This window comes from Microbulbifer salipaludis (assembly GCF_017303155.1).
GTDB lineage: Bacteria > Pseudomonadota > Gammaproteobacteria > Pseudomonadales > Cellvibrionaceae > Microbulbifer > Microbulbifer salipaludis.
In genome coordinates, this window is sequence record NZ_JAEKJR010000001.1 from 1,141,206 (window position 1) to 1,166,354 (window position 25,149).

The 25,149-nt window shown below is 53.9% G+C and carries 29 protein-coding genes; 24 read left to right on the forward strand and 5 right to left on the reverse strand.

Annotated elements, in window-relative coordinates; translation table 11 throughout:
• Positions 1 to 126: 126 nt before the first annotated feature.
• The 14 genes from JF535_RS04780 to JF535_RS04845 all read left to right on the forward strand — a co-directional run bounded on the left by JF535_RS04780 (position 127) and on the right by JF535_RS04845 (position 10,555).
• Positions 127 to 558: a hypothetical protein gene (locus JF535_RS04780; RefSeq protein ID WP_206999628.1), complete on the forward strand. Its 432-nt coding sequence runs from the start codon at positions 127 to 129 to the stop codon at positions 556 to 558.
• A 158-nt stretch (positions 559 to 716) separates the two neighbouring features.
• On the forward strand, positions 717 to 1,133 hold the full coding sequence (locus tag JF535_RS04785) for a hypothetical protein (protein ID WP_206999630.1): 417 nt from the start codon (positions 717 to 719) through the stop codon (positions 1,131 to 1,133).
• 171 nt (positions 1,134 to 1,304) lie between these two features.
• The gene (locus JF535_RS04790) at positions 1,305 to 2,015 is read left to right on the forward strand and encodes a hypothetical protein (RefSeq protein ID WP_206999632.1); all 711 of its coding nucleotides are present in this window, start codon (positions 1,305 to 1,307) and stop codon (positions 2,013 to 2,015) included.
• Between the two features lie 149 nt (positions 2,016 to 2,164).
• Positions 2,165 to 2,512 carry a hypothetical protein gene (locus tag JF535_RS04795; protein WP_206999634.1) on the forward strand — a complete coding sequence of 116 codons (348 nt, stop codon included), beginning with the start codon at positions 2,165 to 2,167 and terminating at the stop codon, positions 2,510 to 2,512.
• Positions 2,513 to 2,661: 149 nt separating this feature from the next.
• Positions 2,662 to 2,982: a hypothetical protein gene (locus tag JF535_RS04800; RefSeq protein WP_206999636.1), complete on the forward strand. Its 321-nt coding sequence runs from the start codon at positions 2,662 to 2,664 to the stop codon at positions 2,980 to 2,982.
• A gap of 127 nt (positions 2,983 to 3,109) precedes the next feature.
• The gene (locus JF535_RS04805) at positions 3,110 to 3,463 is read left to right on the forward strand and encodes a hypothetical protein (RefSeq protein WP_206999638.1); all 354 of its coding nucleotides are present in this window, start codon (positions 3,110 to 3,112) and stop codon (positions 3,461 to 3,463) included.
• Positions 3,464 to 3,619: 156 nt separating this feature from the next.
• On the forward strand, positions 3,620 to 4,492 hold the full coding sequence (locus JF535_RS04810) for a hypothetical protein (protein ID WP_206999640.1): 873 nt from the start codon (positions 3,620 to 3,622) through the stop codon (positions 4,490 to 4,492).
• A 94-nt stretch (positions 4,493 to 4,586) separates the two neighbouring features.
• Positions 4,587 to 5,228, forward strand: a complete 642-nt coding sequence (locus JF535_RS04815) for a hypothetical protein (protein ID WP_206999642.1) — start codon at positions 4,587 to 4,589, stop codon at positions 5,226 to 5,228.
• A gap of 233 nt (positions 5,229 to 5,461) precedes the next feature.
• A complete protein-coding gene (locus JF535_RS04820) occupies positions 5,462 to 6,019 on the forward strand; it encodes a M12 family metallopeptidase (RefSeq protein ID WP_206999645.1) in 558 nt (185 codons plus the stop codon).
• A 173-nt stretch (positions 6,020 to 6,192) separates the two neighbouring features.
• Entirely contained in the window at positions 6,193 to 6,753 is a 561-nt protein-coding gene (locus tag JF535_RS04825; RefSeq protein ID WP_206999647.1) for a hypothetical protein, read from the forward strand.
• 304 nt (positions 6,754 to 7,057) lie between these two features.
• Positions 7,058 to 7,915: a hypothetical protein gene (locus JF535_RS04830; RefSeq protein ID WP_206999649.1), complete on the forward strand. Its 858-nt coding sequence runs from the start codon at positions 7,058 to 7,060 to the stop codon at positions 7,913 to 7,915.
• A gap of 90 nt (positions 7,916 to 8,005) precedes the next feature.
• Complete coding sequence (locus JF535_RS04835; RefSeq protein ID WP_206999664.1) at positions 8,006 to 9,544, forward strand: glutamate synthase-related protein; 1,539 nt, start codon at positions 8,006 to 8,008, stop codon at positions 9,542 to 9,544.
• A 95-nt stretch (positions 9,545 to 9,639) separates the two neighbouring features.
• Positions 9,640 to 10,308: an NAD(P)H-dependent oxidoreductase gene (locus JF535_RS04840; RefSeq protein ID WP_206999666.1), complete on the forward strand. Its 669-nt coding sequence runs from the start codon at positions 9,640 to 9,642 to the stop codon at positions 10,306 to 10,308.
• A 16-nt stretch (positions 10,309 to 10,324) separates the two neighbouring features.
• The gene (locus tag JF535_RS04845) at positions 10,325 to 10,555 is read left to right on the forward strand and encodes a hypothetical protein (RefSeq protein ID WP_206999668.1); all 231 of its coding nucleotides are present in this window, start codon (positions 10,325 to 10,327) and stop codon (positions 10,553 to 10,555) included.
• A gap of 114 nt (positions 10,556 to 10,669) precedes the next feature.
• Here the strand turns inward: JF535_RS04845 and JF535_RS04850 are convergent, their stop codons facing one another.
• Together JF535_RS04850 and JF535_RS04855 are read right to left on the reverse strand one after the other, a co-directional pair.
• Positions 10,670 to 11,344, reverse strand: a complete 675-nt coding sequence (locus tag JF535_RS04850) for a cupin domain-containing protein (RefSeq protein ID WP_242523589.1) — start codon at positions 11,342 to 11,344, stop codon at positions 10,670 to 10,672.
• 164 nt (positions 11,345 to 11,508) lie between these two features.
• Positions 11,509 to 12,420, reverse strand: a complete 912-nt coding sequence (locus JF535_RS04855; protein ID WP_206999670.1) for a bile acid:sodium symporter family protein — start codon at positions 12,418 to 12,420, stop codon at positions 11,509 to 11,511.
• Positions 12,421 to 12,921: 501 nt separating this feature from the next.
• On the opposite strand from JF535_RS04855, the gene JF535_RS04860 reads away from it, so the two are divergent.
• Entirely contained in the window at positions 12,922 to 14,343 is a 1,422-nt protein-coding gene (locus tag JF535_RS04860) for a DEAD/DEAH box helicase (RefSeq protein ID WP_206999680.1), read from the forward strand.
• 53 nt (positions 14,344 to 14,396) lie between these two features.
• Here JF535_RS04860 and JF535_RS04865 read toward each other — a convergent pair whose 3' ends face one another.
• The 3 genes from JF535_RS04865 to JF535_RS04875 all read right to left on the reverse strand — a co-directional run bounded on the left by JF535_RS04865 (position 14,397) and on the right by JF535_RS04875 (position 18,433).
• On the reverse strand, positions 14,397 to 15,707 hold the full coding sequence (locus JF535_RS04865) for a M20 family metallopeptidase (protein ID WP_340674123.1): 1,311 nt from the start codon (positions 15,705 to 15,707) through the stop codon (positions 14,397 to 14,399).
• Positions 15,708 to 15,790: 83 nt separating this feature from the next.
• Entirely contained in the window at positions 15,791 to 17,392 is a 1,602-nt protein-coding gene (locus JF535_RS04870) for an AbgT family transporter (RefSeq protein WP_242523590.1), read from the reverse strand.
• Positions 17,393 to 17,677: 285 nt separating this feature from the next.
• Entirely contained in the window at positions 17,678 to 18,433 is a 756-nt protein-coding gene (locus tag JF535_RS04875; protein ID WP_206999682.1) for an OmpW/AlkL family protein, read from the reverse strand.
• 178 nt (positions 18,434 to 18,611) lie between these two features.
• Here JF535_RS04875 and JF535_RS04880 point away from each other — a divergent pair, with 178 nt between their 5' ends.
• The 9 genes from JF535_RS04880 (at position 18,612) to JF535_RS04920 (ending at position 25,072) form a co-directional block, all read left to right on the forward strand.
• A complete protein-coding gene (locus tag JF535_RS04880; RefSeq protein ID WP_206999684.1) occupies positions 18,612 to 19,319 on the forward strand; it encodes a glutamine amidotransferase-related protein in 708 nt (235 codons plus the stop codon).
• A 323-nt stretch (positions 19,320 to 19,642) separates the two neighbouring features.
• Positions 19,643 to 20,527 (forward strand): urease accessory protein UreD, encoded by an 885-nt coding sequence (locus JF535_RS04885; RefSeq protein ID WP_206999692.1) that lies wholly within the window; start codon positions 19,643 to 19,645, stop codon positions 20,525 to 20,527.
• Positions 20,528 to 20,573: 46 nt separating this feature from the next.
• Complete coding sequence (locus JF535_RS04890) at positions 20,574 to 20,876, forward strand: urease subunit gamma (protein ID WP_206999694.1); 303 nt, start codon at positions 20,574 to 20,576, stop codon at positions 20,874 to 20,876.
• A gap of 27 nt (positions 20,877 to 20,903) precedes the next feature.
• Positions 20,904 to 21,239, forward strand: a complete 336-nt coding sequence (locus JF535_RS04895; protein WP_206999703.1) for an urease subunit beta — start codon at positions 20,904 to 20,906, stop codon at positions 21,237 to 21,239.
• On the forward strand, positions 21,236 to 22,951 hold the full coding sequence (ureC, locus tag JF535_RS04900; protein WP_206999705.1) for an urease subunit alpha: 1,716 nt from the start codon (positions 21,236 to 21,238) through the stop codon (positions 22,949 to 22,951). The genes JF535_RS04895 and ureC overlap by 4 nt, the downstream gene beginning before the upstream one ends.
• Before the next feature lie 29 nt (positions 22,952 to 22,980).
• Entirely contained in the window at positions 22,981 to 23,508 is a 528-nt protein-coding gene (gene ureE / locus JF535_RS04905) for an urease accessory protein UreE (protein ID WP_206999707.1), read from the forward strand.
• On the forward strand, positions 23,450 to 24,163 hold the full coding sequence (locus JF535_RS04910; protein ID WP_242523591.1) for an urease accessory protein UreF: 714 nt from the start codon (positions 23,450 to 23,452) through the stop codon (positions 24,161 to 24,163). Before ureE ends, JF535_RS04910 begins: the two co-directional genes overlap by 59 nt.
• A 23-nt stretch (positions 24,164 to 24,186) precedes the next feature.
• The gene (gene ureG, locus JF535_RS04915; protein WP_066961319.1) at positions 24,187 to 24,828 is read left to right on the forward strand and encodes an urease accessory protein UreG; all 642 of its coding nucleotides are present in this window, start codon (positions 24,187 to 24,189) and stop codon (positions 24,826 to 24,828) included.
• 37 nt (positions 24,829 to 24,865) lie between these two features.
• A complete protein-coding gene (locus JF535_RS04920; protein WP_206999709.1) occupies positions 24,866 to 25,072 on the forward strand; it encodes a hypothetical protein in 207 nt (68 codons plus the stop codon).
• Positions 25,073 to 25,149: the final 77 nt, after the last annotated feature.

Genomic DNA, 25,149 nt, shown 5'->3' on the forward strand with positions numbered 1-25,149 from the left:
AGCTCCGGCCCTTCGGGCCTCCGCGGGACGGCTTACCTTATGCACGTTTTGCGCGGTCGCTTCGCTCCCATTTTCGCGCAAATCGCGCACAAGGTAACCCGCCCCTGCCGTGGGCGTTAGGTCATTATGAAGAAAATCGCACTTTTATTTTTCATTCTTCTGACTGTTGGCTGTATCCAAAAAGATACAGGGCGTGAGTACGTGATGGTATATTACGACTCATGTAAAGATGATTTGTTGAATCTTGAACAGCTTCTTGGAGAAATAGGTGTAAATTTTTCGTACCAAATTATTGAGCCGACACATCACTCGGCTAAATCAACCTTTTTTAACAAGCTTATAAAAATTAATATCGAAGACAACAGGGACGCCATAAGCGGATTGATCAATAATTTCACGTACGATTGTGGGCCGAATAGATCAATTGAGGTCATAAAAGATAAAGTCTTCTCAAAGAGTGAAGTTCAAGGGTTGCTCAAAAGGTTTGGCGCTGAAGGAAAAGACAATGTGGATTTGAGGTACATGGACGGAAAGTTATTCATTCTTTACAGTGAGTAAACGCTACCATCAAAACCTCATCGCAGGTGACCTAACAAACAGCGGCAGAGCGACAGCCAACGCTACGCGCCTTTTGTATCACTCGCTGTCGCTCAAACATTAACACAAAAGGCGCTCCGCGCTGGCTGCGCCTGCGCTGGGCGTTATGAGTCAGTAGCGTGAAACGAATAATTATATTTCTGGCACTTCTGATGTCAGCCAATGTGCATGCTGACAAGGCTATGGTTGCCATTAACTCGGTAGTCAGCCAAGAAGAAATTCAGCTGGTTCCTGGTGAGCTATATGTCGTGCCAAAGTGTAAGCGGTGGGTGCTAAAAAATACGCACAAACTGAGTCATGAATCCTGGTACCAGATCAAAGGTAGTTTCAAGGTAATGTCTATTAATGAAGTTCCTGAACAAACCTACTATGTTGCGAAAGGGAATATTAAAGTAATCCCGGGCTTTGTTCTTGGGCCTCAGCAGATAGTCGTAGATTCAGGGAATTCAGTAGTAGCATTTACAAAAGCAGAAAAGGAAGCATTTTGGGTCTCTGAGCAAACCATGTATGCCGGGCCCGGAGTTTCCTGTGGCTAGTCCCACTCATAACAAGCAGCGGCAGAGCGACAGCCAACGCTACGCTCCTTTTGTGTTACTCGCTGTCGCTCAAACATTAACACAAAATACGCTCCGCGCTGGCTGCGCCTGCGCTGGGCGTTAGTACTTAGAGTTATCCCAAACATATTAACCAAAAATTAGATGTAGCATATGATTAATAAAATTTTAAAATTGATCACTCTCTTTTTTATAGCGGGCCTACTGTTCGCATGCGGCGGAGGCAGTAATAGCAGTAACGGTGAAGTCGCTCCTGATCCAGTAGAAAAACCGCCTGAAATTGAAAGCTTTACCATCTCGGAAATACTTTCAAATGAACCTCCTTCTTTTGAGGTCGTTGTAAGATTTGCAAATAACGTGTCACGAGAAGACGCCGAAAATATCAGAGTAAATGTTGTGGTGGCTACAGATGGAAGTGGAGATGTCATGGGGCAAGACTTTTCGCTCGTTTATAGTACGGGCTGTCGAACTGTGAATGACTCTGAAATTTGCGGCGAAACAGAGTACTTCTTTCGGTATAGCTATGGGGATACTGTAGGTTGGTGTTGTACTATTAAAGGAAGCGATCTTTCATATGAGTTCACCAATGTAGAAGGATATTTAGAGTTAACAATGCTTTATCATGGAAATTTCACTAAGCGTACATATGATAATTTGGTTCGCGGCAACGTGTTAACAAATGTAGAGGCGGTTCTTTTTTCTGGGCGCGATAAAGAAACTGTTTTATCAAGCGATTACTACCCACAGGTGAATGAGTTTACTGATCAACTTGGGGAGCTGAATGATAATCTCCGTGACTATGATGGTTCTTCAGATTTGGTTGATATTCAAAGTGTTACTATCACAAATTATTTGGCCCCTTAGCCCGTCAAAGGTACTAACAATCAGCGGCAGAGCGACAGCCAACGCTGCGCACCTTTTGTGTTACTCGCTAGCGCTCAAACATTAACACAAAATGTGCTCCGCGCTGGCTGCGCCTGCGCTGGGCGTTATGCATAGTCAAGAGTAGTCACGTGTTTAGTTCAGAAACAGATTTGTTTGTGCGTTACTGGCATATTTTTTTCTGGTTAATTGCCGTAGTTCTATGTGGTTTAAAGGGGATAGATTTTATCTACCTAGATGAATCACTTGAAAGCTTTGTCCCAAGTATGTTCTTAAAAGGTATTATACCATCCGTGGTGATCTCCCTTGGAGTATCGAGTGTTTTGACTGGGTACAAACATGGTTTTGTCTGGTCATGGGGGAATGTATTTGTCAAGAAGGATGAAGATCCAGTCTGGTTCAAAATTGGCTACGTATTTTCATTTTTTCCAATTCTTTTTGGAATCATGTGGCTATGGTTTGCAATGACGTATTTTTAAATGCATAACAAAGCCGGGCAATTTGCTACGGGCCTGCGGCCCTCCGCGGGACAGCTTACCTTGTGCACATTTTGCGCGGGTCGCTGCGCTCCCAATTTCGCGCAAAATGCGCACAAGGTAAGCTGCCCCTGCCGGCGGCGTTATATGCTATGAACAATATCATCACAATTGCCTTTATCTCCGTCATTGCCATTGGTGCTATAACATGGAGAAAGAAATCAAATGTGCGGCGCTATATTCGTAGCAACCTACCCAGTTTGTGGGATGAGTTAGGGATGACGGACGGGCTTGATGTTAATGAAATAAAAAAGGAAGATGCGTTTTACAAATATATATCTTCCAAGTCATTCGTTCATGTGGATGACCCAGAATTTTGTAAAGTCTGCCTTAGCTATATTAAGTGGGGTAGATTTTTTGTAGCGTGTTGTGTGGCTTGGCTCGTACTTCCATTGTTGGCAGCGCTAGGCTAAATGCATATAACAATCGCATCAAATCGACGTCCAACACTCCGCTGGTTTTGTGTTTGACGCTACGCTAACACAAAATCAGCTCCGCATTGGCCGCAATTTATGCGGGCGTTATGTGTCGTAATCGAGCATGGAAAAATTTCGAGTAAGACCAGCATATAAATCTGAAGAGCTTCTTGTAGAGTTTTGGGGTGATCACCGTGGTAGCAGTTTTCCCAACATTCAAGAAATACTTGCCCAACAGTTAAATGCCAAGCCAGTAAAGAGAACGGGCATAGATATGGCTGCGGTTGCCATGGCTACAGATGAGCATATTTCGTTCTGGCAATACGAGAATGGCGAGTACGAGTTGGATGATGATATTTGGGCGTACTATATTCATGCCCCTGAAAACAATGTACAAATCATCTCTGATATTGAGCGGGCGCTGGTCGCTAGTGGCTGCTTTACCAAGGAACAGGCAGACTTCAGTGAGTACACATAACAAACGCAAGCAGAATGCTACGGCCCTTCGGGCCTCCGCGGGACGCCCAACGCTATGCACATTTTGTGCGGGTCGCTGCGCTCCCAGTTTCGCACAAAACGTGCATAGCATTGGTCGCCCCTGTTGCGGGCGTTAAGCATCAACTGAGAATGAAGCATGGAATTCGCTACCGAAGATGACGCAAGAAATTATTCAGTAGGTGTAACTGCTAAACATATCCATCCAGACGATATTCATAGGCGTTTGGATGAGTACAAATCATACCTAGCTTCAGCGAGAGATGAAAATAAGGTCTACTGGCAAGAAGAAGTCAATAGATTAGAAGAGTGGATTAATAGCGATGAATTTATAAATAGGGAATACCCAAGGGGTATTGATGAGCTAGTTTTAGAGCTTATCGAATGGAGGGCTGCTATATATGCCTTTCAGAAGGTTGACACCAAAAATAACCCTTTTAAAAAACATGCATTCTACGCTCAATGGCTCGTAGGAGGTACGTATACTATTTTTTGCCTTCTAGGAAAATTGGTAAGTAAAGATTCACGTGATAATTCACTAAGACAGCACTGGGATATGGTTTCTCGGTATGTAGCGCAAAGCGGCTTGTGTGGAGAAACTGAAATCGAATTTATAAACTCCAGAATGCATCGTACACAAGGGCAATTTACTAACGAAAATTCTCAAGCCATGAAGTATCGCAATAAAGTTATTGCGCATAATGAAAGCCTTCCAGGAATGGAGTGGGATGAACTAGATAAAGATATTGAGCTTATATCTAGGATGTGGTCATTAATCACCATGTGGTCTTCTTTTGGCTTGATTGAGCCATTCCGAAAAGCGGAGCTTGTTTTTTCCGGTACTGAATCCGTTTTCACGAATGAAGAAATTAGGTTACTGAAAGAGCAGCGTGATAATTACTTATCAAAGGTTAAATTTTGGTGCACAAGGTGTATTGAAACTGGAGATAGAGTTGTGAATCGCTCGCCTTTTGGAAAGTTTTCAATAAGCATTTCAGTTGACGGAAAGTAAATGCTTAACAAATCAATCAACTACGCGCCTTCGGCGCCGGACGCTCGTACCTCGCGCCGGTTATTGAGGCGTTAAGCACATTCAGGTAAGTAGTATGAGTGAAGATAAAGCCATCTTAGTAAGAAATCAGTGGGAAAAAAGTGGCACCAAGATGCTCAAAATGAGCAAGCGACCTTCCTGTGATTCTTCGAGTGACGGAGAAATTTCAGAGTCTCAAGTTGTTGCTAATATCCAAAAAAGAATGCTCCATCTTGCTGAAGTTCTCGAGCTTCTTCACAAAATATATTGTAACAATAAAGAATTATATGGAGATCGTTTCCTTGCATTTGTCGGTAACGAAGTGGTTCGTGAATGGCCGTGGAAAGATTTTCCGTTTATCTCAAAAAAAGCATTGGATCTCTTGGAGAAGAAAGAAAGCTACGAGGATATAACTGGGAAATTACCCTTCGAAGTGAAGGATAAAAGTACAAGAGAAGTATTCAAAAATCTGAGGTATGAGCATTGGACGCCAATTTCATTCTTTAGAGATGTGTTCCATCAACATGATCCTATCGACAAGGAAACCTACTACCACATACTTATAAAGTATTACCGGGTGGTTTGGATTACGCGAGAGGAAGATGATCTTTTAAATAAAAAACATCGTAGCTGGCGCCCTACCGAGGTCTATGATGATCTAGGTATCGACATAATCCAACACGATGCCTGGTCGAATATCAGTGATCCCAGTGCTTAACAATCAGCGGCAGAGCGACAGCCAACGCTACGCACCTTTTGTGTTACTCGCTGGCGCTCAAACATTAACACAAAAAGTGCTCCGCGCTGGCTGCGCCTGCACTGGGCGTTAGGCGAAGTTAATGCTAAATTAATCTCTGTTAACAGGTCATCAACATCGAGCGAGGCGTAGTAATATTTTTATATTTCGGTGGTGTGGAAGCATTATTTTTACAGCAAAGGAAGGCAAATCTTATGGGATACGGAATTAACACAGACATTCAAACAAACAAAATCTGGGGAAGTGTAATTTCCTTTTATGTCCAAGTAACGACAAATAGGAATAATTTCGATAGTGCATTACGCGCTTGGGGCGCCACCCTAAAACCAAAAATTTTCTTTTCAGAAATCGCACAGCCAGGAATAGCGGAAGTTACAGTAATTATACACAATACCACGATGGTAACTGGTTCGAGTTCATGGAGATCACCTGACGGTTTGAATGGGCGGGATCCTGGTCGCGGAGGAACCCTAAATCTTAAAGATACTGATCGAGTTGGGACCATCATCCATGAAATTGGACATATGCTAGGGTTATGTCACGAACAAGATCGAAAAAATGACGCCCGCGCTACAAGTGTGCGCGGTAATTATCTCTTTGGTCACGAAGTGGCAAAACGAAGTTGGCCAAACTGTAAAAACTATGGGAGTTTCAATCCTAACTCTATAATGTTATATGGAAGCGGATATGAAGATAAAACTGCCCCCGATCAAGATGATGTAAGAACGGTATTTGAGATTAATAAGAAATAAAAAATATTTATTCAAGTAATTTCCAAACCGCTGACATGAAAAATATCTCGCTTTATTAAAATGTGGTAATAATGGTTTAACAGGTTAAGCAGTTGCGCGCCTTCGGCGCCGGACACAGCAAAGCTGCGCCGGTGTTTGAGGCGTTAGCCATAGTCGACTTTAGGGGGGCTGTAATGACGAAAATCGAAATTAAACTTGAACGCCCATTAGTTGAAGAGCTGCTAGCGCGCTACGAAGATGCTATTGGGAAAGATTTCCTAGGTTATCGAAATCATGTTTACCGAACAGTAACTTATGCGATGCATTTTCTAGAGCATGATGTCGAGGTTGAGCCTCTCATCGAGACGGCTCTTGTTTATCACGATATCGGGCTTTGGACAGATTGTGAGCTGGCGTATCTTGAACCATCCGAAGCGGTCGCCTTGGCAGACAATGAAAAGTACGGGTGGGGGTTAGACGCTGAGGTACTTCGTGGCGCCATACATTGGCATCATAAAATATTCCCCTATAAGGGGCCTCATGAGCGAGTCATTGAAGCGTGTCGCAAAGCTGACTGGATAGATGTATCGAAAGGCTCAATCAGAAAAGGAATTAAAAGGGAAGCCATCAAGGAAGTTGAGGCGGCATTCCCCAATTTTGGGTTCCACGACACCCTATTACGGTTAGCAAAGGACTATGGTGGTTCAACATTGGTTGGTGGAATAAAGGTTACTCGTGGCATCGTCAAGTGGTAATCGAGGTCTGCCTTGGGCTAACAAGCGCACGTTGACGAACAGTGATCTTGCCCCGATAAAACGGACGCGCTAATTATCACGCCTCTATTTCCTCATATCAATATTCATATCCTAAATGCGCTACCGCCATTGGCAGTAGCGACATTGGCTTCGGTGAAAGAATGCTCAAAGTAAGGCATAAGCTACATTTAGTGACGCTAAACCGGCTTCTTCCAATATTTGCGGGCGCAATTGTACTGGCTGCACTCAGTTATTTTGTGGCCGGTGGATCAGGTTATAAAAAATTATGAGTCACAGATAAAAAATGCACGTACGACCACCAACTATTCCTTATGCTCCTAGGTCGATTCAGAAGGGCAGGCCGCTGAAGGATTTGCTCAACCAAGAGGCGGTTGAGTGTCTGGCGCAAAACATTCTCTACGTGCACAGTAGCTTTGACGTCAACGCTTTCTGTGAATGCGCACTGACGGATCTTGAGCAACTTGAATTAATGCAGCGTGGTCAGCACATTGCTAAAGCTTTGCAGCAATTCTTGCCCAACCACTATGCCGAAGCGATAAAAGTGCTCGTCAGGTCGCTCACTTCTGCGCAATCAGAAGCAGAAGAATTCGGTCTGGCTGAATTCTTTTATCTTCCGCACAGCTTCTTCATTTCTGAATATGGGCAAGATAAACACTATAACAACGGCAGAGATCCCTTTGATATATCAATGGCGGCGTTGTGCGAGTTAACCACCAGGTTCACGTCGGAGTTTGCGATCCGTCCCTTCCTTATTGCACAGCAAGAGCGCACACTGTCGAAAGTATCTGGATGGTTAAGTGATCCCAATCCTCATATACGGCGGCTCTGCACCGAGGGTACTCGCCCGAGGCTGCCCTGGGGGAAGCGCATACCCTCATTTATTGAGAATCCACAACCGACGCTGCACATTCTGGAGTGTCTGAAAGACGATGAATCCCTGTATGTACGCCGCAGTGTTGCAAACCATCTTGGTGACATCGCAAAAGACCACCCAGAGGTTGTATTCTCAATCTGTGAAGGGTGGTTAGAGGCGGGTGCTTCTAAGGAGCTGCAGTGGTTGATTCGCCATGGTGTTCGTCACCCTGCAAAAAAGGGCGACGCGCGAGCGCTTGAAATTCGTGCTGAGGCCAAGGGCCGTTAGCTCCATAGATCGGATGTCGTTGCCGGGCACTAAAGCCACAAGTCTTTGGCTTTCCGCCAGACAGCCTACCTTGTAGAGGAAAACTGACACATGAAGCCAGTCGTAGCAGACAATAAGCCCGTGAAGGTGAGTCTTACAAAAGATGAAGAGTATTACTTTTGCGCCTGTGGTCGATCGAAAAACCAACCGTTTTGTGATGGATCACATGCCGGCACCGATTTTAAACCAAAACCCTTTGTCGTGGAGGAAAGTGGTGATAGCTATTTGTGTCAATGCAAGCATTCCATGAACTTGCCCTTTTGCGATGGCAGTCATAAACAGTTCCAAAGTGACGCGATAGGGAAAGAGGGTCCGGGAATACAGGCCAATAGTGCGAATGCGCCCGTCGCGAGTGCGACGAAAGAAGAGCCTACGGTTGAATTTATTCACCAGCTGGCAAGGGAAGGTTTGTCGAAGATGGGGCATCACGGCCCTATGACGTCCATGGGCGTGCCACGTCATCAGCTTCCTCATTGGGATGATATTCAGGTGATGGTGGCGCAAATGGCAACCAAGCCACTATTCGAGGATGCCACTGTTAATACTGAGCTGGTGATCGGTCCGAAGGCCCGCAAACCGCTGACATTGAAAATCCCCCTGTTTGTATCAGACATGAGTTTTGGCGCCCTGTCCGAAGAGGCCAAAATTGCCCTGTCGAAGGGGGCTGAGATGGCGGGTACGGGCATCTGCTCTGGTGAGGGCGGCATGTTGCCTGAAGAACAACAGGCTAACTCGCGTTATTTTTATGAACTGGCCAGCGCTCAGTTTGGCTATGATGAGACAAAGCTCACCCAGGTTCAGGCTTTTCACTTTAAAGGTGGGCAGGGCGCTAAGACCGGCACCGGCGGACACCTTCCCGGGAACAAGAATTTGGGCAAAATTTCCGAAGTGCGAGGGATTCCTGAGGGTATTGATGCCATATCGCCTCCGACGTTTAAGGACCTGAACTCTGTCGACGACTTCAAGGCGTTTGCGGACCATGTGCGGGAAATAACTGGTGGTATACCCATTGGCTTCAAGCTCAGTGCCAATCATATTGAGCGGGATATCCAGTTTGCGTTGGATGCAAGTGCCGACTATATCATTCTGGATGGACGCGGTGGCGGTACAGGTGCTGCGCCTGAAATGTTTCGTGATCACATCAGTGTGCCAACGATACCGGCGCTAGCGCGTGCGAGACGTTACCTTGATCAGCAGGGTGTACGGAATGAAGTTACCCTGATTATTACAGGCGGCCTGCGTGTTCCTATGGACTTTGTCAAAGCGATGGCGTTAGGTGCAGACGGTGTCGCGATAGCCAACAGTGCAATGCAGTCCATAGGCTGTGTTGCTGCACGTATGTGTAACACGAATAATTGTCCTGCCGGAATTGCAACCCAGAAGGCTGACTTGCGACAACGGCTCAATGTGGATAAATCAGCAGAACAATTGAAAAACTTCCTGGAAGCATCAACAGAGCTGATGCAGGTAATGGCAAGAGCCTGTGGTCATCACTCCTTAAGTCAGTTCAATCAAAACGACCTGGCGACGTGGCATCGGGAGCTGGCATTGCTTTCTGGCATAAGATATTCAGGCGTTACCGAGCTATAAATGACGGTATCGCTTATCTCTCCAGCGGATCGCATCTGCGACTGCTGATCAGGATGCTGGGTAGCAAGGAAAGATATAGCCCTGGAGGAAGTGATATGAAGGCATTCATTGTGTATTGGCACCCGGAGCCGAAGAGCTTTAACCATGCCATGTTCCTCGGTGCCCAGAGAGCATTGGTAGATGCAGGGTGGGAGGTGAAGACTTCCGATCTTTTCGCCATGGGGTTCGATCCTGTGTCGAGTCGTGCAAACTTCCAGAGCGTCAAGGACCCTGATTTCCTCAAGTTGCAGATTGAGGAAATGCATGCAACAGAAGTAGACGGCTTCGCTCCCGATCTTGAACGTGAAATACAGAAGATCGAATGGTGCGATTTGATGATCTGGCAATTCCCGCTGTGGTGGTTCGGCCTCCCCGCTGTTTTCAAGGGCTGGGTTGATCGTACCTTCGCGATGGGAAGAACCTATGGTGGTGGAAGAATCTATGAAGATGGTATGTTCAAGGGAAAGAGGGCACTTCTCTCTTTGACCACCGGCGGCCCCGCGGAAGCTTATGCCAAAGATGGCTTTAACGGAGACATCTTTGCGATCTTGAGACCGATTCATCGGGGCATGCTCGAATTTACTGGCTTCGATGTTCTCGCGCCCCAAATCGTCTATGCCCCAGTTCGGATGAGCGAGGAGCAAAGGACGAGCGAGATTGACAAGTATGGTCAGCGACTGGGGGCTATCACCAGGGAATCACCCATAGAAATTGGTCAATACTGAAGGACCCTACAAATCGATGAACGAAGCGAGTCGAATACTTATCAACAGGGTGTTACGCAACCGCTTTGCGATGCTGGCGCAACCGGAGCCAACCAAAGAGCAGATCAGAGATTTTGAGAAAGAAGTTCAGCGCAATAAAGAAGCCCGAGAAAGGCTGAGGGCGCTATCCGAGGTGGGCTGGGAAGAGCTCGATAATGACTCCGTTGAATGGCTTCAGGAGCAGCTGGGCATAAAAAGTAATACGTAGAGAGGCGGCACTTCCCTCGATCGGTGAGACGCGCCGCTACGCCTTGCCTCATACACGTTTGCGGCGCCCGATGAGCGATACCGTTTATTGTTGCCCTGACGTTGACGGCAACTCCTATATTGCTTCCGGCAGGTGCCCCGTCTTGACATAGATTAGTGCGCCGTCCTCTTTGGTAAACGGCGTATGCCGGCTGAGGTGCGGGCTGCGCAGCCAGGAGCCTTTGGGGTAGCTGCCGTACTCGTCATGAAAGGTGCCCTCGATTACGAAAATCTCCTCGCCGCCCCAGTGTTGATGCGGATTGAAGCGCGTGTTGGGTGCCCATTTCACGAGCGCGGCATGTTCTGCCTGGAAGTCGTGTAAAGGCATGACCTGAAGGCCATCCACCAGCCCCGGGAGCCAGGGTTGTGTGTTGGTATCAATCACCTTCTGTTGCGTGTCGGCTTGGTCGAACTGGTGCAGTTTGACGAAAATGGTCGCACCTTCTTTGCCGATTCTAGGGGTGTGAGCGGTGCCGATGGGGTTGCGCACATAGCTGCCCTTTCCGTAGTCCTGGTGCTCGTCCGAAAAGACGCCATCCAGAACAAAAAATTCTTCTCCGCCGGAATGCGCATGGGATGAAAATTCACTGAAGGGCTGATAGCGCACAATGGAAGTCGCTCTTGCTACCTCGTCGCCAATTCTGTCCAGCATCATACGCTCAACGCCGGGCATGGGTGAATCTACCCACTGGTACTGATCTGGCCGAATCACCACCCGTTGATCGAAGTCCGCATTGATATGCATCGCCATGGTTCATCCTCTGGTTTTACCGAACGTGTGCCTGCTGGATTTGGCGGCGATATTGTGTGCCGCGAGCCGCTGGCTGGCAATGGTACCGGGCGGGAAAGACGTATCGTAGCCTGCGTTGCCTCACTGCTTATCCTGAGGCAACGCACGGATGTACCGGTTTGGGGTTATCGCGCTTCGGCGGTGCGGGGTGCTTCTGCAGGTTTTGTGCTTGCGTGGACTCTGGCCAGGTGCCGGCCATAGGCGGCCAGCAGGAAGCCCAGCGGGAACATGATGACCCCGTAGATAGCGGAGGGCACCGACATACTGCTGGAGTGCAGCAGGGTCAGGGTTACCATCAGGCCCAGGGTGCCGTTCTTGATGCCCAGCTCGATGGCCACCGCAAGGCGCTCGCGGTTGCCCAGCCCTGCGGCGCGGGTGCACAGCAGGCCGACCGCAATACCCAGAAGGTTCAGCGCGATGATGGCGGGGCCGGCCTGAATTAGCAGGTCGACAAAGCGATCGCGTATGCCGTAGATGATGCCAATGATCAGGGTGGCGAGGACCAGTGCGCCGAACAGGCTCACGATGCTTTCGGCCCGGGCCGCCAGTGCTGGCCGCAGGGCCTTGATGCCCATGCCGAGTGCTACCGGCAACAGCACGATGGCAGAGAGCGTTAATACGGTTTTAGTGAAGGGCAGGGTGATCTCCTGCTGGGTGCCGAAATACAGTTTGAGGGCGAAATTGGCGAACAGCGGCAGGGTCATGATGGTGATCAGGCTGGCGGCAACGGTCAGCACAATAGACAGCGCGACATTCCCTTTCGCCAGCAGGGTAAACAGGTTGGATGTGGTGCCGCCGGGGCAGGCGGCGATCACCACGAGGCCCACGGCCATGGCCGGAGGCAGGTCGAGCGCCCAGGCAAGCGCGAAGGCCGCCAGCGGCATCAACAGTATCTGCGCCAGCGTGCCGACGATGAGGCCAGTGGGTTTCACCGTGACCTGATGGAAGTCGCGCGCCGTCAGGGTCATGCCGATCCCGATCATGATCACGAACAGCGAAAGGGGTAACCCGATTGAGACGAGGGGGCCGGATTCCATGGGAACCTCCGAAAATTATTATTAATGTTTGTATATATAGCCCAACAGCAGCTGTTTCACCGCGTTCGGTGCAGCGGCGCCTTGGCCGGAGTTCCAGCGCCAATGGCCCTGTGCGGGAGCTCGCGCCGAGCAGAAAGCCTAACTGGAATTGGGGAGTAAATAAAACTGGGCAGTCCGTTGCGCTGTGGTATAGTGCCGCGGCTGGCATTAATGCCGGTTGCGTCATCTGTAGGCCGGAGTGATTTTCGGCTCATTTCTGGAACACTGTGCTAATCAGTGTGTCCGATTCCTCTCTACTGAATGCCGCACCCTGCCGAAGAAGAATTTTCGGCTAACGCCTTTGGCGGCAACCAATCTCATTTCGTGGAACATCGGCCCTGACTCTGAAGCTGAGAGGGGCGCGGCGGAATGAGCATGTCAATTTTTGCCCGGAGCAACAGGCTCGGGCGTAACGCGGGTCGGTGCGATTGTTCAGCCGGCCGCTCTCAAGTAAGAATTTCTATGCTTTTTGAAGACCTCGGCCTCGCGCCGGAAATCGCGCGCGCTGTTGCGGAACAGGGCTATACCAAACCGACCCCGATTCAGGAACAGGCCATCCCGGTGGTCATGCGCGGCGGCGACGTGATGGCCGCCGCCCAGACGGGCACCGGTAAAACCGCCGGTTTCACCTTGCCGCTGCTGCACAAGCTGAGTGCCGGCGAACGCGCGCGCAATAACCAGGTGCGCGCACTGGTGCTGACACCGACCCGCGAACTGGCGGCGCAGGTGTTCGACAATGTACAGAGCTATAGCCAGTACCTGCCCATGCGGCACTCGGTGGTATTTGGCGGTGTGAAGATCAACCCGCAGATGATGCGCCTGCGCGGTGGTGCGGACATTCTTGTCGCAACCCCTGGCCGTCTGCTGGATCTCTACAACCAGCGTGCGATCAAGTTTGATCAGCTGGAAACCCTGGTGCTGGACGAAGCCGACCGTATGCTGGACATGGGCTTTATTCACGACATCAAAAAAATCCTGCGCGCATTGCCGCCCAAGCGTCAGAACCTGCTGTTCTCCGCAACCTTCTCTCCGGAAATCCGCACCCTGGCCAAGGGCCTGGTGAATGATCCGGTCGAGATCGACGTAAGCCCGCGCAACACCACTACCAAGACCGTGCAGCAGAAGCTGCACCCGGTGGACAAGTCGCGCAAGGCGAATTTGCTGTGCCACCTGATCAAGGAAAACGGCTGGCACCAGGCGCTGGTATTCAGCCGCACCAAGCACGGCGCCAACCGTCTGGCCAAACAACTGGAGCAGAACCGGATTCCCGCAGCGGCGATTCACGGCAACAAAAGCCAGAACGCGCGCACCAAGGCGCTGGCGGACTTCAAAAACGGCAAGGTACAGATTCTGGTGGCCACGGATATCGCCGCACGCGGAATCGATATCGACCAGCTGCCCCAGGTGGTGAATTTTGATCTGCCGAATGTGCCGGAGGATTATGTGCATCGTATCGGCCGTACCGGCCGCGCGGGCGCCACTGGCCAGGCGGTATCATTGGTTTCGGCCGATGAAGCCAAGCAGTTGTGGGATATCGAAAGGCTGATCAAGAAGCCGATCGAGCGCGAAGAGATCGAGGGCTTCGAGCCCGATCACCAGCTGCCGGCCTCCGGTGGCAAGCCCGGCAAGGGCAGTCAGGTGCGTCGCGGCGGCGCGAGCAAACCTTCCGGCAACAAGCCGGCCGGTGGCAAGCGCGGCGGTGGTGGCCGTAATTCGGATAGCCGTAGTGCTGGTGGCCGCTCTGAGGGACGCTCGGAAGGCCGTGGCGGCAATGGACGTTCCGGCAATCGCTCTGGCAACACCGGCAACTCGGCAGATGGTAACGGTGCCGCGAAGCCGGGCCAGCGTCGACGTCGCCCACAGCGACGCACGCAGACGGCGTAAATACCGCGACATAAAAAAGGCGATCATTGATCGCCTTTTTTTGTGCCTGCTGGTTACTGGTTTTCCTGCCGTTCGAAATAATCCAGGGCCAGCTGGGTGAGTGCTCTGGTGCCAACCGCCAGTGCACTCTCATCCACATAGAAGCGTGGTGAATGGTTGCTGGGGGCGGTCGCGGGGTTGGTGCCCTTTGGGGTTACCCCGAGGAAGTAATAGAAACCGGGAACCTCATTGGCAAAGAAGGAAAAGTCTTCAGCACCGGTGATTTTCGGGATCACCATGACATTCTTGTCGCCCGCCGCGGCTTTGAGTGTGGGGATCGCGGCTGCGGTCAGCTCCGGGTTGTTCACGGTCACCGGATAACCTTCGAGGATTTCCACCTCTGCGGTTGCACCGCTGCTTTCGGCGATTTTCTCCGCGGTCACTTTCAGGCGTTTGAAAATCTCCTGGCGGTTATCCATGTCAAAGTTGCGGATGGTGCCGTTCAGGTAAACGCTGTCGGGGATGATGTTGTTACGTATTCCTCCGTCGATCACGCCGTAGGAGACCACCGCCGGCTCCTTGGTGATGTCGATCTGGCGGCTGACCAGAGTCTGGGTGCCCATCACGATCTGTGCCGCGGCGGTGATCGGGTCAACCCCGCCCCACGGGCGTGAACCGTGGGTCTGGCGGCCCTTCACGTTGATGCGGAATTCGTCGGAGCTCGCCATCAGCGGCCCGGAGCGGTAGCCGATCACGCCCACGGGCAGGCTGGAGGTTACGTGCTGGCCGAAAGCCACATCCGGTTTGTATTTCTTGAACAGACCCTCTTTCAGCATCAGCTCTGCGCCACCTTCCTCACCGTCCGGTGCGCCCTCTTCGGCGGGCTGGAAGATAAACAGGACATTGCCGGCCAGCTCCTCGCGCATCTCCGCCAGCACCTGCGCTGCGCCCATCAGCATGGCGACGTGGGTGTCGTGGCCGCAGGCGTGCATCACGCCCACCTGCTCGCCGTTGTATTCGGTTTTCGCTTTCGACGCGAAGGGAATATCCACCTGTTCAGTGACGGGCAGTGCATCCATGTCTGCGCGCAAGGCAACGGTAGGGCCGGGCTTGCCGCCCTTGAGCAGGGCAACCACACCGGTGTGGGCAATGCCGGTTTCCACTTCCATACCCAGCGACTTCAGGTGGGCGGTGATGTACTTGGCGGTTTCGAATTCGCGATTACCCAGCTCCGGGTTCTGGTGCAAGTGGCGGCGCCACTCGATCACTTTAGGCTGCGCTTTTGCCAGTCGTTGCTCGGCATCGGCGGATTGCGCGTGTGCAGTGGAAATGGAGGAGGCAAAAGCCAGGGAGGAGAGAGAAAGGGCTATTAGTGTTTTTTTCACCGGTGGGATCCTGTGTTGCAGTACATGGCCAGCCCTGAAGCAAACCATGCACTGCAAACGGAATCAATCCTTACGGCCCGGTGTTACATGGTGAAGTAAGTGGCCGCACCCGGTCCAACCGGCATACCGGCGACAAAGACCCACAGGAAGAACAGTGCGGTCCAGCCGATAAAGAAGAAGATCGAATACGGAATCATGGTGGCAATCAGGGTGCCCATGCCCAGATCTTTCTTGTAGCGGGTGGCGAAGGACACGATCAGGCCGAAGTAGCTCATCATCGGAGTGATGATATTGGTGACCGAATCGCCGATCCGGTAGGCGGCCTGGATGACCTCGGGCGCATAGCCCAGCAGCATCAGCATCGGCACAAAGATCGGTGCCGTGACCGCCCACTGCGCGGAGGCACTGCCCAGGCTCAGGTTCACCACGCCACACATCATGATAAAGAACAGGAACAGCACGGGGCCGGTGAGGCCGATGCTCTGCAGGGCCTCGGCGCCCAGCACCGCAAAGATGGTGCCCAGGTTGGTCATCTTGAAGAAGGCCACAAACTGGGCGGCAAAGAACACCAGCACGATGTACATGCCCATGGTGCCCATGCTCTTGGACATGGCGTCGATCACATCGCGGTCATTCTTCATGGTGCCCACGGTCTTGCCGTAGACGAAGCCGGGAATGGCGAAGAACACCACGATCAGCGCCACGATGCCCTTCAGGAAGGGGGAGCCAGAAACCAGACCGGTTTCCTGATTGCGCAGCACGCCCCACTCGGGAACGATGGTGAGTGCCAGCAAACCGCACACACCCAGTACCGCAAGCCCCGCAAACATCAGGCCGCGTTTTTCTTCGGCGGTCAGCTGGGTCATTTTGTCCTGGGACAGGTCGACGGAGGCCTCGCTGTTGTCGTATTTACCCAGTTTGGGCTCGACGATGGCGAGGGTTACCCAGCTGCCCAGTGCGGTGATCAGGAAGGTACTGATGATCATGAAGTACCAGTTCACCTCCGGGCCCACCACATAGTTGGGGTCGATCATATGCGCGGCGGATTCGGTGATGCCCGACAGCAGCGGGTCTACGGTGCCCAGCAGCAGGTTGGCGCTGTAGCCGCCGGAGACGCCGGCAAAGGCGGCCGCCAGGCCCGCCAGCGGGTGGCGACCGAGGGAATGGAAGATCATCGCCGCCAGCGGGATCAGCACCACGTAACCCAGTTCTGAGGCGGTGTTGGAGATGATGCCGGCGAAGACCACGATCACGGTAACGGTACGCTTGGAAGCCTTCAGTACCATGCCGCGCACGGCGGCGGAGAGCAGGCCGGAGTGCTCGGCAATACCGACGCCCAGCAGGGCCACCAGCACCGTGCCCAGCGGCGCGAAGCCGGTGAAGTTGGTCACCAGTGTGGTGACAATGGTTCTGAGCCCTTCCCCGGACAGCAGGTTGACCACATGGATGACGCCATCCTCGGCGCGGCCGGCGGCACCCACCGGGCGCGGGTCATTCACCGACAGGTCAAAGAAAGCTGCGATACCACTCAGAATCACCACACCCACGGCGAACATGGCAAACAGGGTAATCGGGTGGGGGAGCAGGTTACCCAGCCATTCCACGGTGTCGAGGAAGCGGGTAAAGGCGGTTTTCTTACCGTTGCCGGCGGGCTGGATGTCACTGGGGGAAGTGGATGTCGTCATTATTTCTCCTGTGAGGTTGCCTGCCGGCCAAAAAATGATCAATTGGCGCGCAATCATACATGAAAAATGACAGCGATGCCTTTGGGGGCGGCGATTCCGGTTTTTATGTTCTGGTTGCCACTGTTTCGGGCAATCTTCGGGCCAATTATCGGTGCAAGAGGGGGCATGCTGCCAGTGGGCGGGCACAGAAAGCAATCTTTGTCAGCAGGCGCTGGTGGGGCATTCGGGGATGGGGCGGGACCAGAGCGGGCCTGCGGGCACCGGGATGCCCGCAGACGCCGTCGATCAGAACTTGTAGCCGAGTCCTACCGAGTAGACGAAAGGATCGATGTCCACGTCGGTGGTAATGCGCGTGTTAGCGCCCTGAGTGGTGCGGAAGTCGATCTTCGCCTTGGTGTCGATATCCAGGTACCACACAGCGGCGTTGAACAGCCAGTTACTGTCGCGGCCGAACATGATGTCGATACCCACCTCGCCGGCGAGACCCCAGGAGTCATCGAGCTTCAGCCTGGCATTGCTGGAAGCATCGAGCACATCCACGAAGTAGTCCTGGGCGACGTTGCTGATGTCTTCATCCATAAAGGTGGTGAAGTTGACCCCGATGCCCACATAAGGCTGTACCCAGGACTCTTTACATACCGGGAACCACTGCACGGTGAGCGTGGGGGGCAGGTGCTCAATGCTGCCCAGGTCCACCTTGCCCAGCAGGTCACCGGGGTTGTTGGGGTCAGGTAGCCCACCGACGGACAGGTCGTGCTCGAACGGCAGCGCGGCCAGCAGGCCGAGGCCAAAATGGTCGGCAAATAGCCAGGTGCCGGTGAAGGTGGCGCTGTCACCATCGTCTACATACACGCGGGTGTCCAGCAGGTCGACGGTATTGTCGATGCGCAGTAAATCGGAATCGTCATCCGGGTCTACCAGGCCCCAGCCGATACGGACGATGACGTCGCCCTGCTCGTAATCGGCAAGACACTGGCTGGCGCCGAGGGTGGCGCCGAGCGCAACGGCGGTAAAGGTGGCGGCCTTCCTGGCTGCTTGCATAATTCACTCCTTGAACTTCGAAGGCTTTGGATACAACATTTTTAGTCTAGCTGCGGGTTGGATTGCGCAATATTTTTGCGTTTGTTTGGGTGCCATCCTGTAGCCAGTTGTTCACCGATCGCCTTGGCGCAATAATGTGATCACAAAATTGGATGCAATGGATGACAGCGGAGCGGCTATGAAGATTGGTGTTCTGAAGACCGACGATGTACGCCCCCAATTGGTGGGGGAGTTCGGTGAATACCCGGAGATGTTTGCGGACCTACTCAAACGCGAAGATCCGTCTCTGGAGTTTGTGACCTACGAAGTGCAGCACGGGCACTACCCGGAGGATATCGATGAGGTCGATGCCTACCTGATTACCGGCAGCAAAACCGGCGTTTACGATGATCAGCCCTGGATAGCGCCACTGATGGCGTTTGTGCGGGAGCTGCATGCGCGCCGGAAGCCGACCCTGGGGATCTGCTTCGGGCATCAGCTGATCGCGCATGCACTGGGTGGCGAGACCCGCAAATCGGAAAAAGGCTGGGGTGTTGGGGTACACAGTTACGAGGTGCAGGAAACACCGTCGTGGATGGTGGAACCGCAGGAGTCGTTCAGCCTGCTGGTGAGTCACCAGGACCAGGTGATAACGCCGGCACCGGGCACCCGGGTGATCGCCTCCAGTGATTTCTGTCCTTACGCGTTGCTGCAGGTGGGTGAGCACATGCTGACCATGCAGGCCCACCCTGAATTTACCAAACCCTATTCCCAGGGACTGATGGAGCTGCGCAAAGAGGTCTTCGGGGAAGATATGGTGGAGAAGGGCAAGGAATCCCTGACCAACGATATTCACACCAGTGCCATGGCGCGCTGGATGCTGGCTTTTTTGAAGAACGCCTCTTAATCGGGGGGTACACCTGACCCCGGAGGCGGTCGCGCCACCGGGGCAGGTCAATACACCCGCCTGCGGGTGCCACGCGATACCCTTCGGTGTCCCTTTCCTTCTTTGCCTCTTTCTCTTTCTCTCTGTTTTCTTTCCGCGTAGCCGCAACCGGTCGCACAGCGGCATCTGGCATCATTGCCGTTGCTATTCCCTCTCCCGGCTCCGGTAGAGCCTTACGTCAAATGACGCATACCCCTCGCTCTGGAATCTTGTTTCCATTGGCCTTGAATCCAACCTGTCGTGGCCGTTAGGCCAGGAGGCGGGTAGCAGCCGTCAGAGTGTGTATGAACCAACTCGCCGTACCCGATCCGAGAATGACCGACACCGTCGGCGCGCACCGCTGGCATGCGGACCTGGAGCTGCAGTTTGCGCGTGGCGCACGGGGCTGTCGTCTGGCGCGCAACCGGCATTCGGGGCCGCTGTATGTGCAAAAGCCCTTTTATCCAGAGGGCCCTGACCTGGCCCATGTGTATCTTTTGCACCCGCCGGGCGGGCTGGTTTCCGGGGATCGGCTGGATATTCGGGTACAGGTGCAGCAAGACGCGGCGGCACTGGTCACCACCACCGGCGCGGGGCGCGTCTATCGCGCGCGTCCCGATGGTTTGCTGCAGTGCCAGAGCACCGCGCTGCAGGTTGAAGCGGGCGCGAGCCTCGAGTGGTTGCCTCTGGAGAACATTGCCTACCCCGGTGCCAACGGTGCCATGCACACCCGTGTGGACCTTGCGCGGGGGGCGCGCTTTGCGGGGTGGGAGGTCACTTCACTGGGCCTGCCCGCCTGCAATGCTCCGTTTGCCAATGGCACCCTGATACAGCGGCTGGAAATTTTCCGTGAAGGCACCCCTTTGCTGGTGGAATCCCTGCGACTGTGTGGCGAGGAAATTTTACAGGCGCGTGCGGGCCTGCAGGGGCAGGCCGTGAACGGGCTTCTGGTGATGGGGCCATTCGATGCTGCGCTGGAAGAAACCGTGGTGGAGGAATGCCGGGAAATAATCGCCGCGCATAACCACACCGGCATAGCGGGCATCACCCTGGTGGGCGAACTGCTGGTGTTGCGTGCACTGGGACGTTGCGCATTCGAGGTGCGCGGCCTGTTTACGGAATTGTGGAAACGGTTGCGCCCGGTATGGCTGGGGCGCCCGCCCTGCGCTCCGAGAATCTGGCGCACTTGATCAAGATCCGACTACTTAGTTAGAGCAAACGCACTGCAGGTTTTGCATGGAATTATTGCCGAGAGAAAAAGACAAGCTAGTGGTGTTTACCGCAGCCCTGCTTGCCGAGCGCCGGCTGGCGCGAGGTTTGAAACTGAATTATCCCGAGGCGGTCGCGCTCATCACCATGGAAATTATGGAAGGTGCGCGGGACGGCAAAAGTGTCGCCGAGCTGATGGGCTATGGCCGCGAGATTTTGAACGCGGACCAGGTCATGGAGGGCGTGCCCGAGCTGGTGCACGAAGTCCAGGTTGAAGCGACCTTCCCGGACGGCACCAAACTGGTCACCGTGCATAACCCAATCAGTTGATACAACCGAAAAAATAAAAGGGCACCTATGATTCCCGGAGAAATCCAGGTCGCTTCCGAGCGGGGCGACATCGAACTCAATCCCGGTCGTGAGACGCGCAGGTTGCGGGTAGAAAATACCGGTGATCGGCCGATTCAGGTAGGGTCCCATTACCATTTTTACGAGACCAACCCGGCGCTGCGATTTGAGCGCGCACAGGCGCGGGGTTTTCACCTCAATATTGCATCGGGCACCGCTGTGCGCTTTGAGCCGGGGCAGGGCCGTGAGGTGGAACTGGTGGCCTATGCCGGTCGTCGCGAAGTCTACGGCTTTCGCGGTGCGGTGATGGGGCCGCTGGACAGTGTGGGAGAGCCAATACCGTGAGCAGCATGGATCGAGAAAGCTACGCACAGATGTTCGGCCCCACCACTGGCGATCGTGTTCGCCTGGCGGATACAGAACTCTGGTTACAGGTCGAGAAAGACTTCACCCGCTACGGCGATGAGGTGAAGTTCGGCGGTGGCAAGGTCATTCGCGATGGTATGGGGCAGAGTCAGCGGCCGTCCGCCGAGACCCCCGACCTCGTCATCACCAACGCGCTGATTCTCGACCACTGGGGTGTGGTCAAGGCGGACGTTGCGGTAAAGGACGGGCGCATCGCAGGCATCGGCAAGGCGGGCAATCCCGATGTGCAGGAGGGGGTGGACATCGTTATCGGCCCGGGAACCGAAATCATCGCCGGCGAAGGCTCGATCCTGACCGCGGGCGGCATCGATGCGCATATTCATTTTATCTGTCCGCAGCAGGTGGAAGAGGCGCTGATGTCTGGCGTGACTACCATGATCGGCGGCGGCACCGGCCCGGCGACAGGCACCAATGCGACTACCTGCACCCCAGGCCCGTGGAATATTGGCAAAATGCTGCAGGCTACCGATAGCCTGCCGATGAACTTTGGCTTTCTCGGCAAGGGCAATGCGAGTTTGCCAGAGGCGCTGGAAGAACAGCTGGATGCGGGCGCCTGCGGTCTGAAACTGCACGAAGACTGGGGCACTACACCGGCGGCGATCGACTGCTGTCTGACGGTGGCGGAAAAATACGATGTGCAGGTAGCGATTCACACCGATACCCTGAACGAATCCGGTTTTGTCGATGACACCATCGGCGCTTTCAAGGGCCGCGCGATTCACACCTATCACACGGAAGGTGCCGGTGGCGGTCACGCGCCGGACATCATCAAGGCCTGTGCGTCGGACAATGTATTACCGTCTTCCACTAATCCCACGCGCCCGTTCACGGTGAACACCGTAGACGAACATCTCGACATGCTGATGGTGTGTCACCACCTGGACACCAGTATTCCGGAGGATATTGCGTTTGCCGATTCCCGCATTCGCAAGGAAACCATTGCCGCCGAAGATATTTTTCACGATCTCGGCGCCTTCAGCATGATTGCATCGGATTCGCAGGCGATGGGCCGTGTGGGCGAAGTAATTACCCGCACCTGGCAGACCGCGCACAAAATGAAAGTGCAGCGCGGCAACCTGGCAGAAGACTGCTCCGGTGAAACCGCGGGCGCGGACAATTTTCGTGCGCGCCGTTATATCGCCAAGTACACCATCAACCCCGCCATTACCCACGGCGTTGCCCACGAGGTGGGGTCCATCGAAGTGGGGAAACTGGCAGACCTGGTACTGTGGAAGCCCGCCTTTTTCGGCATCAAACCTTCGATAATTTTGAAGGGCGGGATGATAGCCGCCGCGCCCATGGGCGACCCCAACGCTTCCATTCCCACGCCGCAACCGGTGCACTACCGGCCCATGTTCGGTGCCCACGGAATGGCTGCGGCAAAAACCTCGGTGACCTTTGTGTCGCAGGCGGCGCTGGAAAACAGCGTGGGGCAAAAGCTTGGCCTGCAGCGCAATCTGGTAGCGTGTAAAAATACCCGCAATATCCGCAAGAAAGACATGCTGCTGAATGACTGGCAGCCGGATGTCAGCGTCGATCCGCAAACCTATGAAGTGCGCGCCGATGGCGAATTGTTGACGTGCGAACCGGCCACCGAGCTGCCACTGGCTCAGCGCTACACACTGTTTTGATGGTTCTGGCTGAACGCGTGGATCGGCGCATGAACGGGAGTACAAACGTGACACTGGATATTTACCAACGCCTTGGCACCCATAGCGGCAAAACCGCACAGTATGTTGTGGTGCTGGATCACCTGCAGCGTGATCGTGGCCGGTTGCGCGCGCAGGCCACCGACGGCAGCGAAGTGCGTATTTTCCTGGAGCGGGGAAAGCCGCTGCAGGTGGGCGAAATTTTGCAGAGCCAGTGCGGCAAGCTGGTGGAGGTGGTCGGTGCGCAAGAGCCGGTAACCACCGCCCGTTGTGAAGACTGGTTTCTATTTAGCCGCGCCTGTTATCACCTGGGTAACCGCCACGTAAAGCTGCAGCTTGGCAGTGCAGACAGCGGCCGCTGGCTGCGGATTACCCCCGACCACGTACTGGAAGAAATGCTCGAGCTGCTCGGGCTCAGCCTGACACGCGAACACGCGGTATTTGTCCCCGAGTCCGGTGCCTACAGCGGCGGGCATGCCCATGGCCATACCCACGGCCAGCAACACCATCACGACCATCATGAGCATCACCACCACTGACGTGGCGCTGTTGCGCCTGTTACAGCTCTCCAGCGCCAGTCTACCGGTTGGGGGTTACGCCTTCTCTCAGGGGCTGGAATATGCGGTGGATGCCGGTTGGGTGACAACACTGGATCACACCCGCGACTGGCTCTCGGTGCAGTTGAAGGCATCCCTCGCACAGGTCGACTGCCCTATTCTGTTGCGCTGCCATCGGGCCCTGCAGGGCAATGACGTGGAACGGCTGCGCTACTGGAACGATTACGCACTTGCCTGCCGGGAAACCCGCGAACTGCGCCTGACCGATACCGCCACCGGCAATGCCCTGGTGCGGCTGCTGGTGCAGCTGCAGGTGGCGCAGCCCTTCACCCAGAAAGAAACCAGCTTCGTGGCCGCCTTTGCCATCGCCGCTCACCACTGGCAGCTGAATGAAGAAGCCGCGTTACTCGGCCTGGTGTGGGCATGGCTGGAAAATCAGGTGGCCGCCGCCACCAAACTGGTGCCGCTGGGGCAGACACAGGCCCAGCGATTGCTTGGGGAAATACAACAACAGGTGCCCGCGGCCATCCTGCACGCGCGTGCGCTGCAAGATGCCGACCTCGGTGCCGGCTTGCCCGCGCTCGCTATCGCCAGCGCGCAGCATGAACACCAGTACAGTCGCCTGTTCCGGTCTTAATCCGTATTTGGGAGAGCAATACCATGACCACATCCAACAAACAGACCCTGCGAGTGGGCATTGGCGGCCCGGTAGGCTCGGGTAAAACGGCGCTGTTGCGTGAGCTGTGCGGCGCCATGCGCGAGCACTACGACATCGCCGTGGTCACCAACGATATTTACACCCAGGAAGATGCAAAGTTCCTCACCCAGCACGAGGCGCTGAGCGCGGATCGCATTCTCGGTGTGGAGACGGGGGGATGCCCGCACACCGCCATTCGTGAAGATGCGTCGATGAACCTCGCCGCCATCGACGAACTCATCGCCCGCCACGGCGCGCTCGATGTGGTTTTTGTGGAGAGCGGCGGGGACAACCTGAGCGCCACCTTCAGTCCGGAGCTTTCCGACCTGACCATCTACGTCATTGACGTATCCGCTGGTGACAAAATTCCGCGTAAAGGTGGTCCGGGTATTACCCGCTCTGACCTGTTGATCATCAACAAGATCGACCTGGCTCCGCTGGTTGGCGCTTCGCTTGAGGTCATGGACCGGGATGCCAAAAAAATGCGCGGCGAGCGCCCCTTTGTCTTTTCTAACCTGAAAGTGCAGAAGGGTCTGAAAGAGATTATCCAGTTCATCGTGCGCGAGGGCATGCTGGAAGAAAAAGCCATCCCCGCAATCGCTTAAGTTACCCCCTGAGAAAATTCAAGAAGTAGAGAGCAACATGAAACTGAAAAAAATACTCCTGGCTGTTACTACATTGACTGGCGCAACCTTTAGCCTGTTTTCCCAGGCTCACGAAGGCCATGCGCCTGCTGGCGTGATTCACGAAATGCACCATATGCTGTGGCTTGCAATGGCGCTGTCGGTGAGTGCGCTGGCGGTTTTCCTGATCAGAAAAGCCGTGAAAAGCCGCTCAGAAAAACCGTGATACGCGAGACCAGCAATCGACACGCTCCGGACGAATCACCGGGATGCGAAGAACGGGCGGTGGGTAACGGTTTTTAC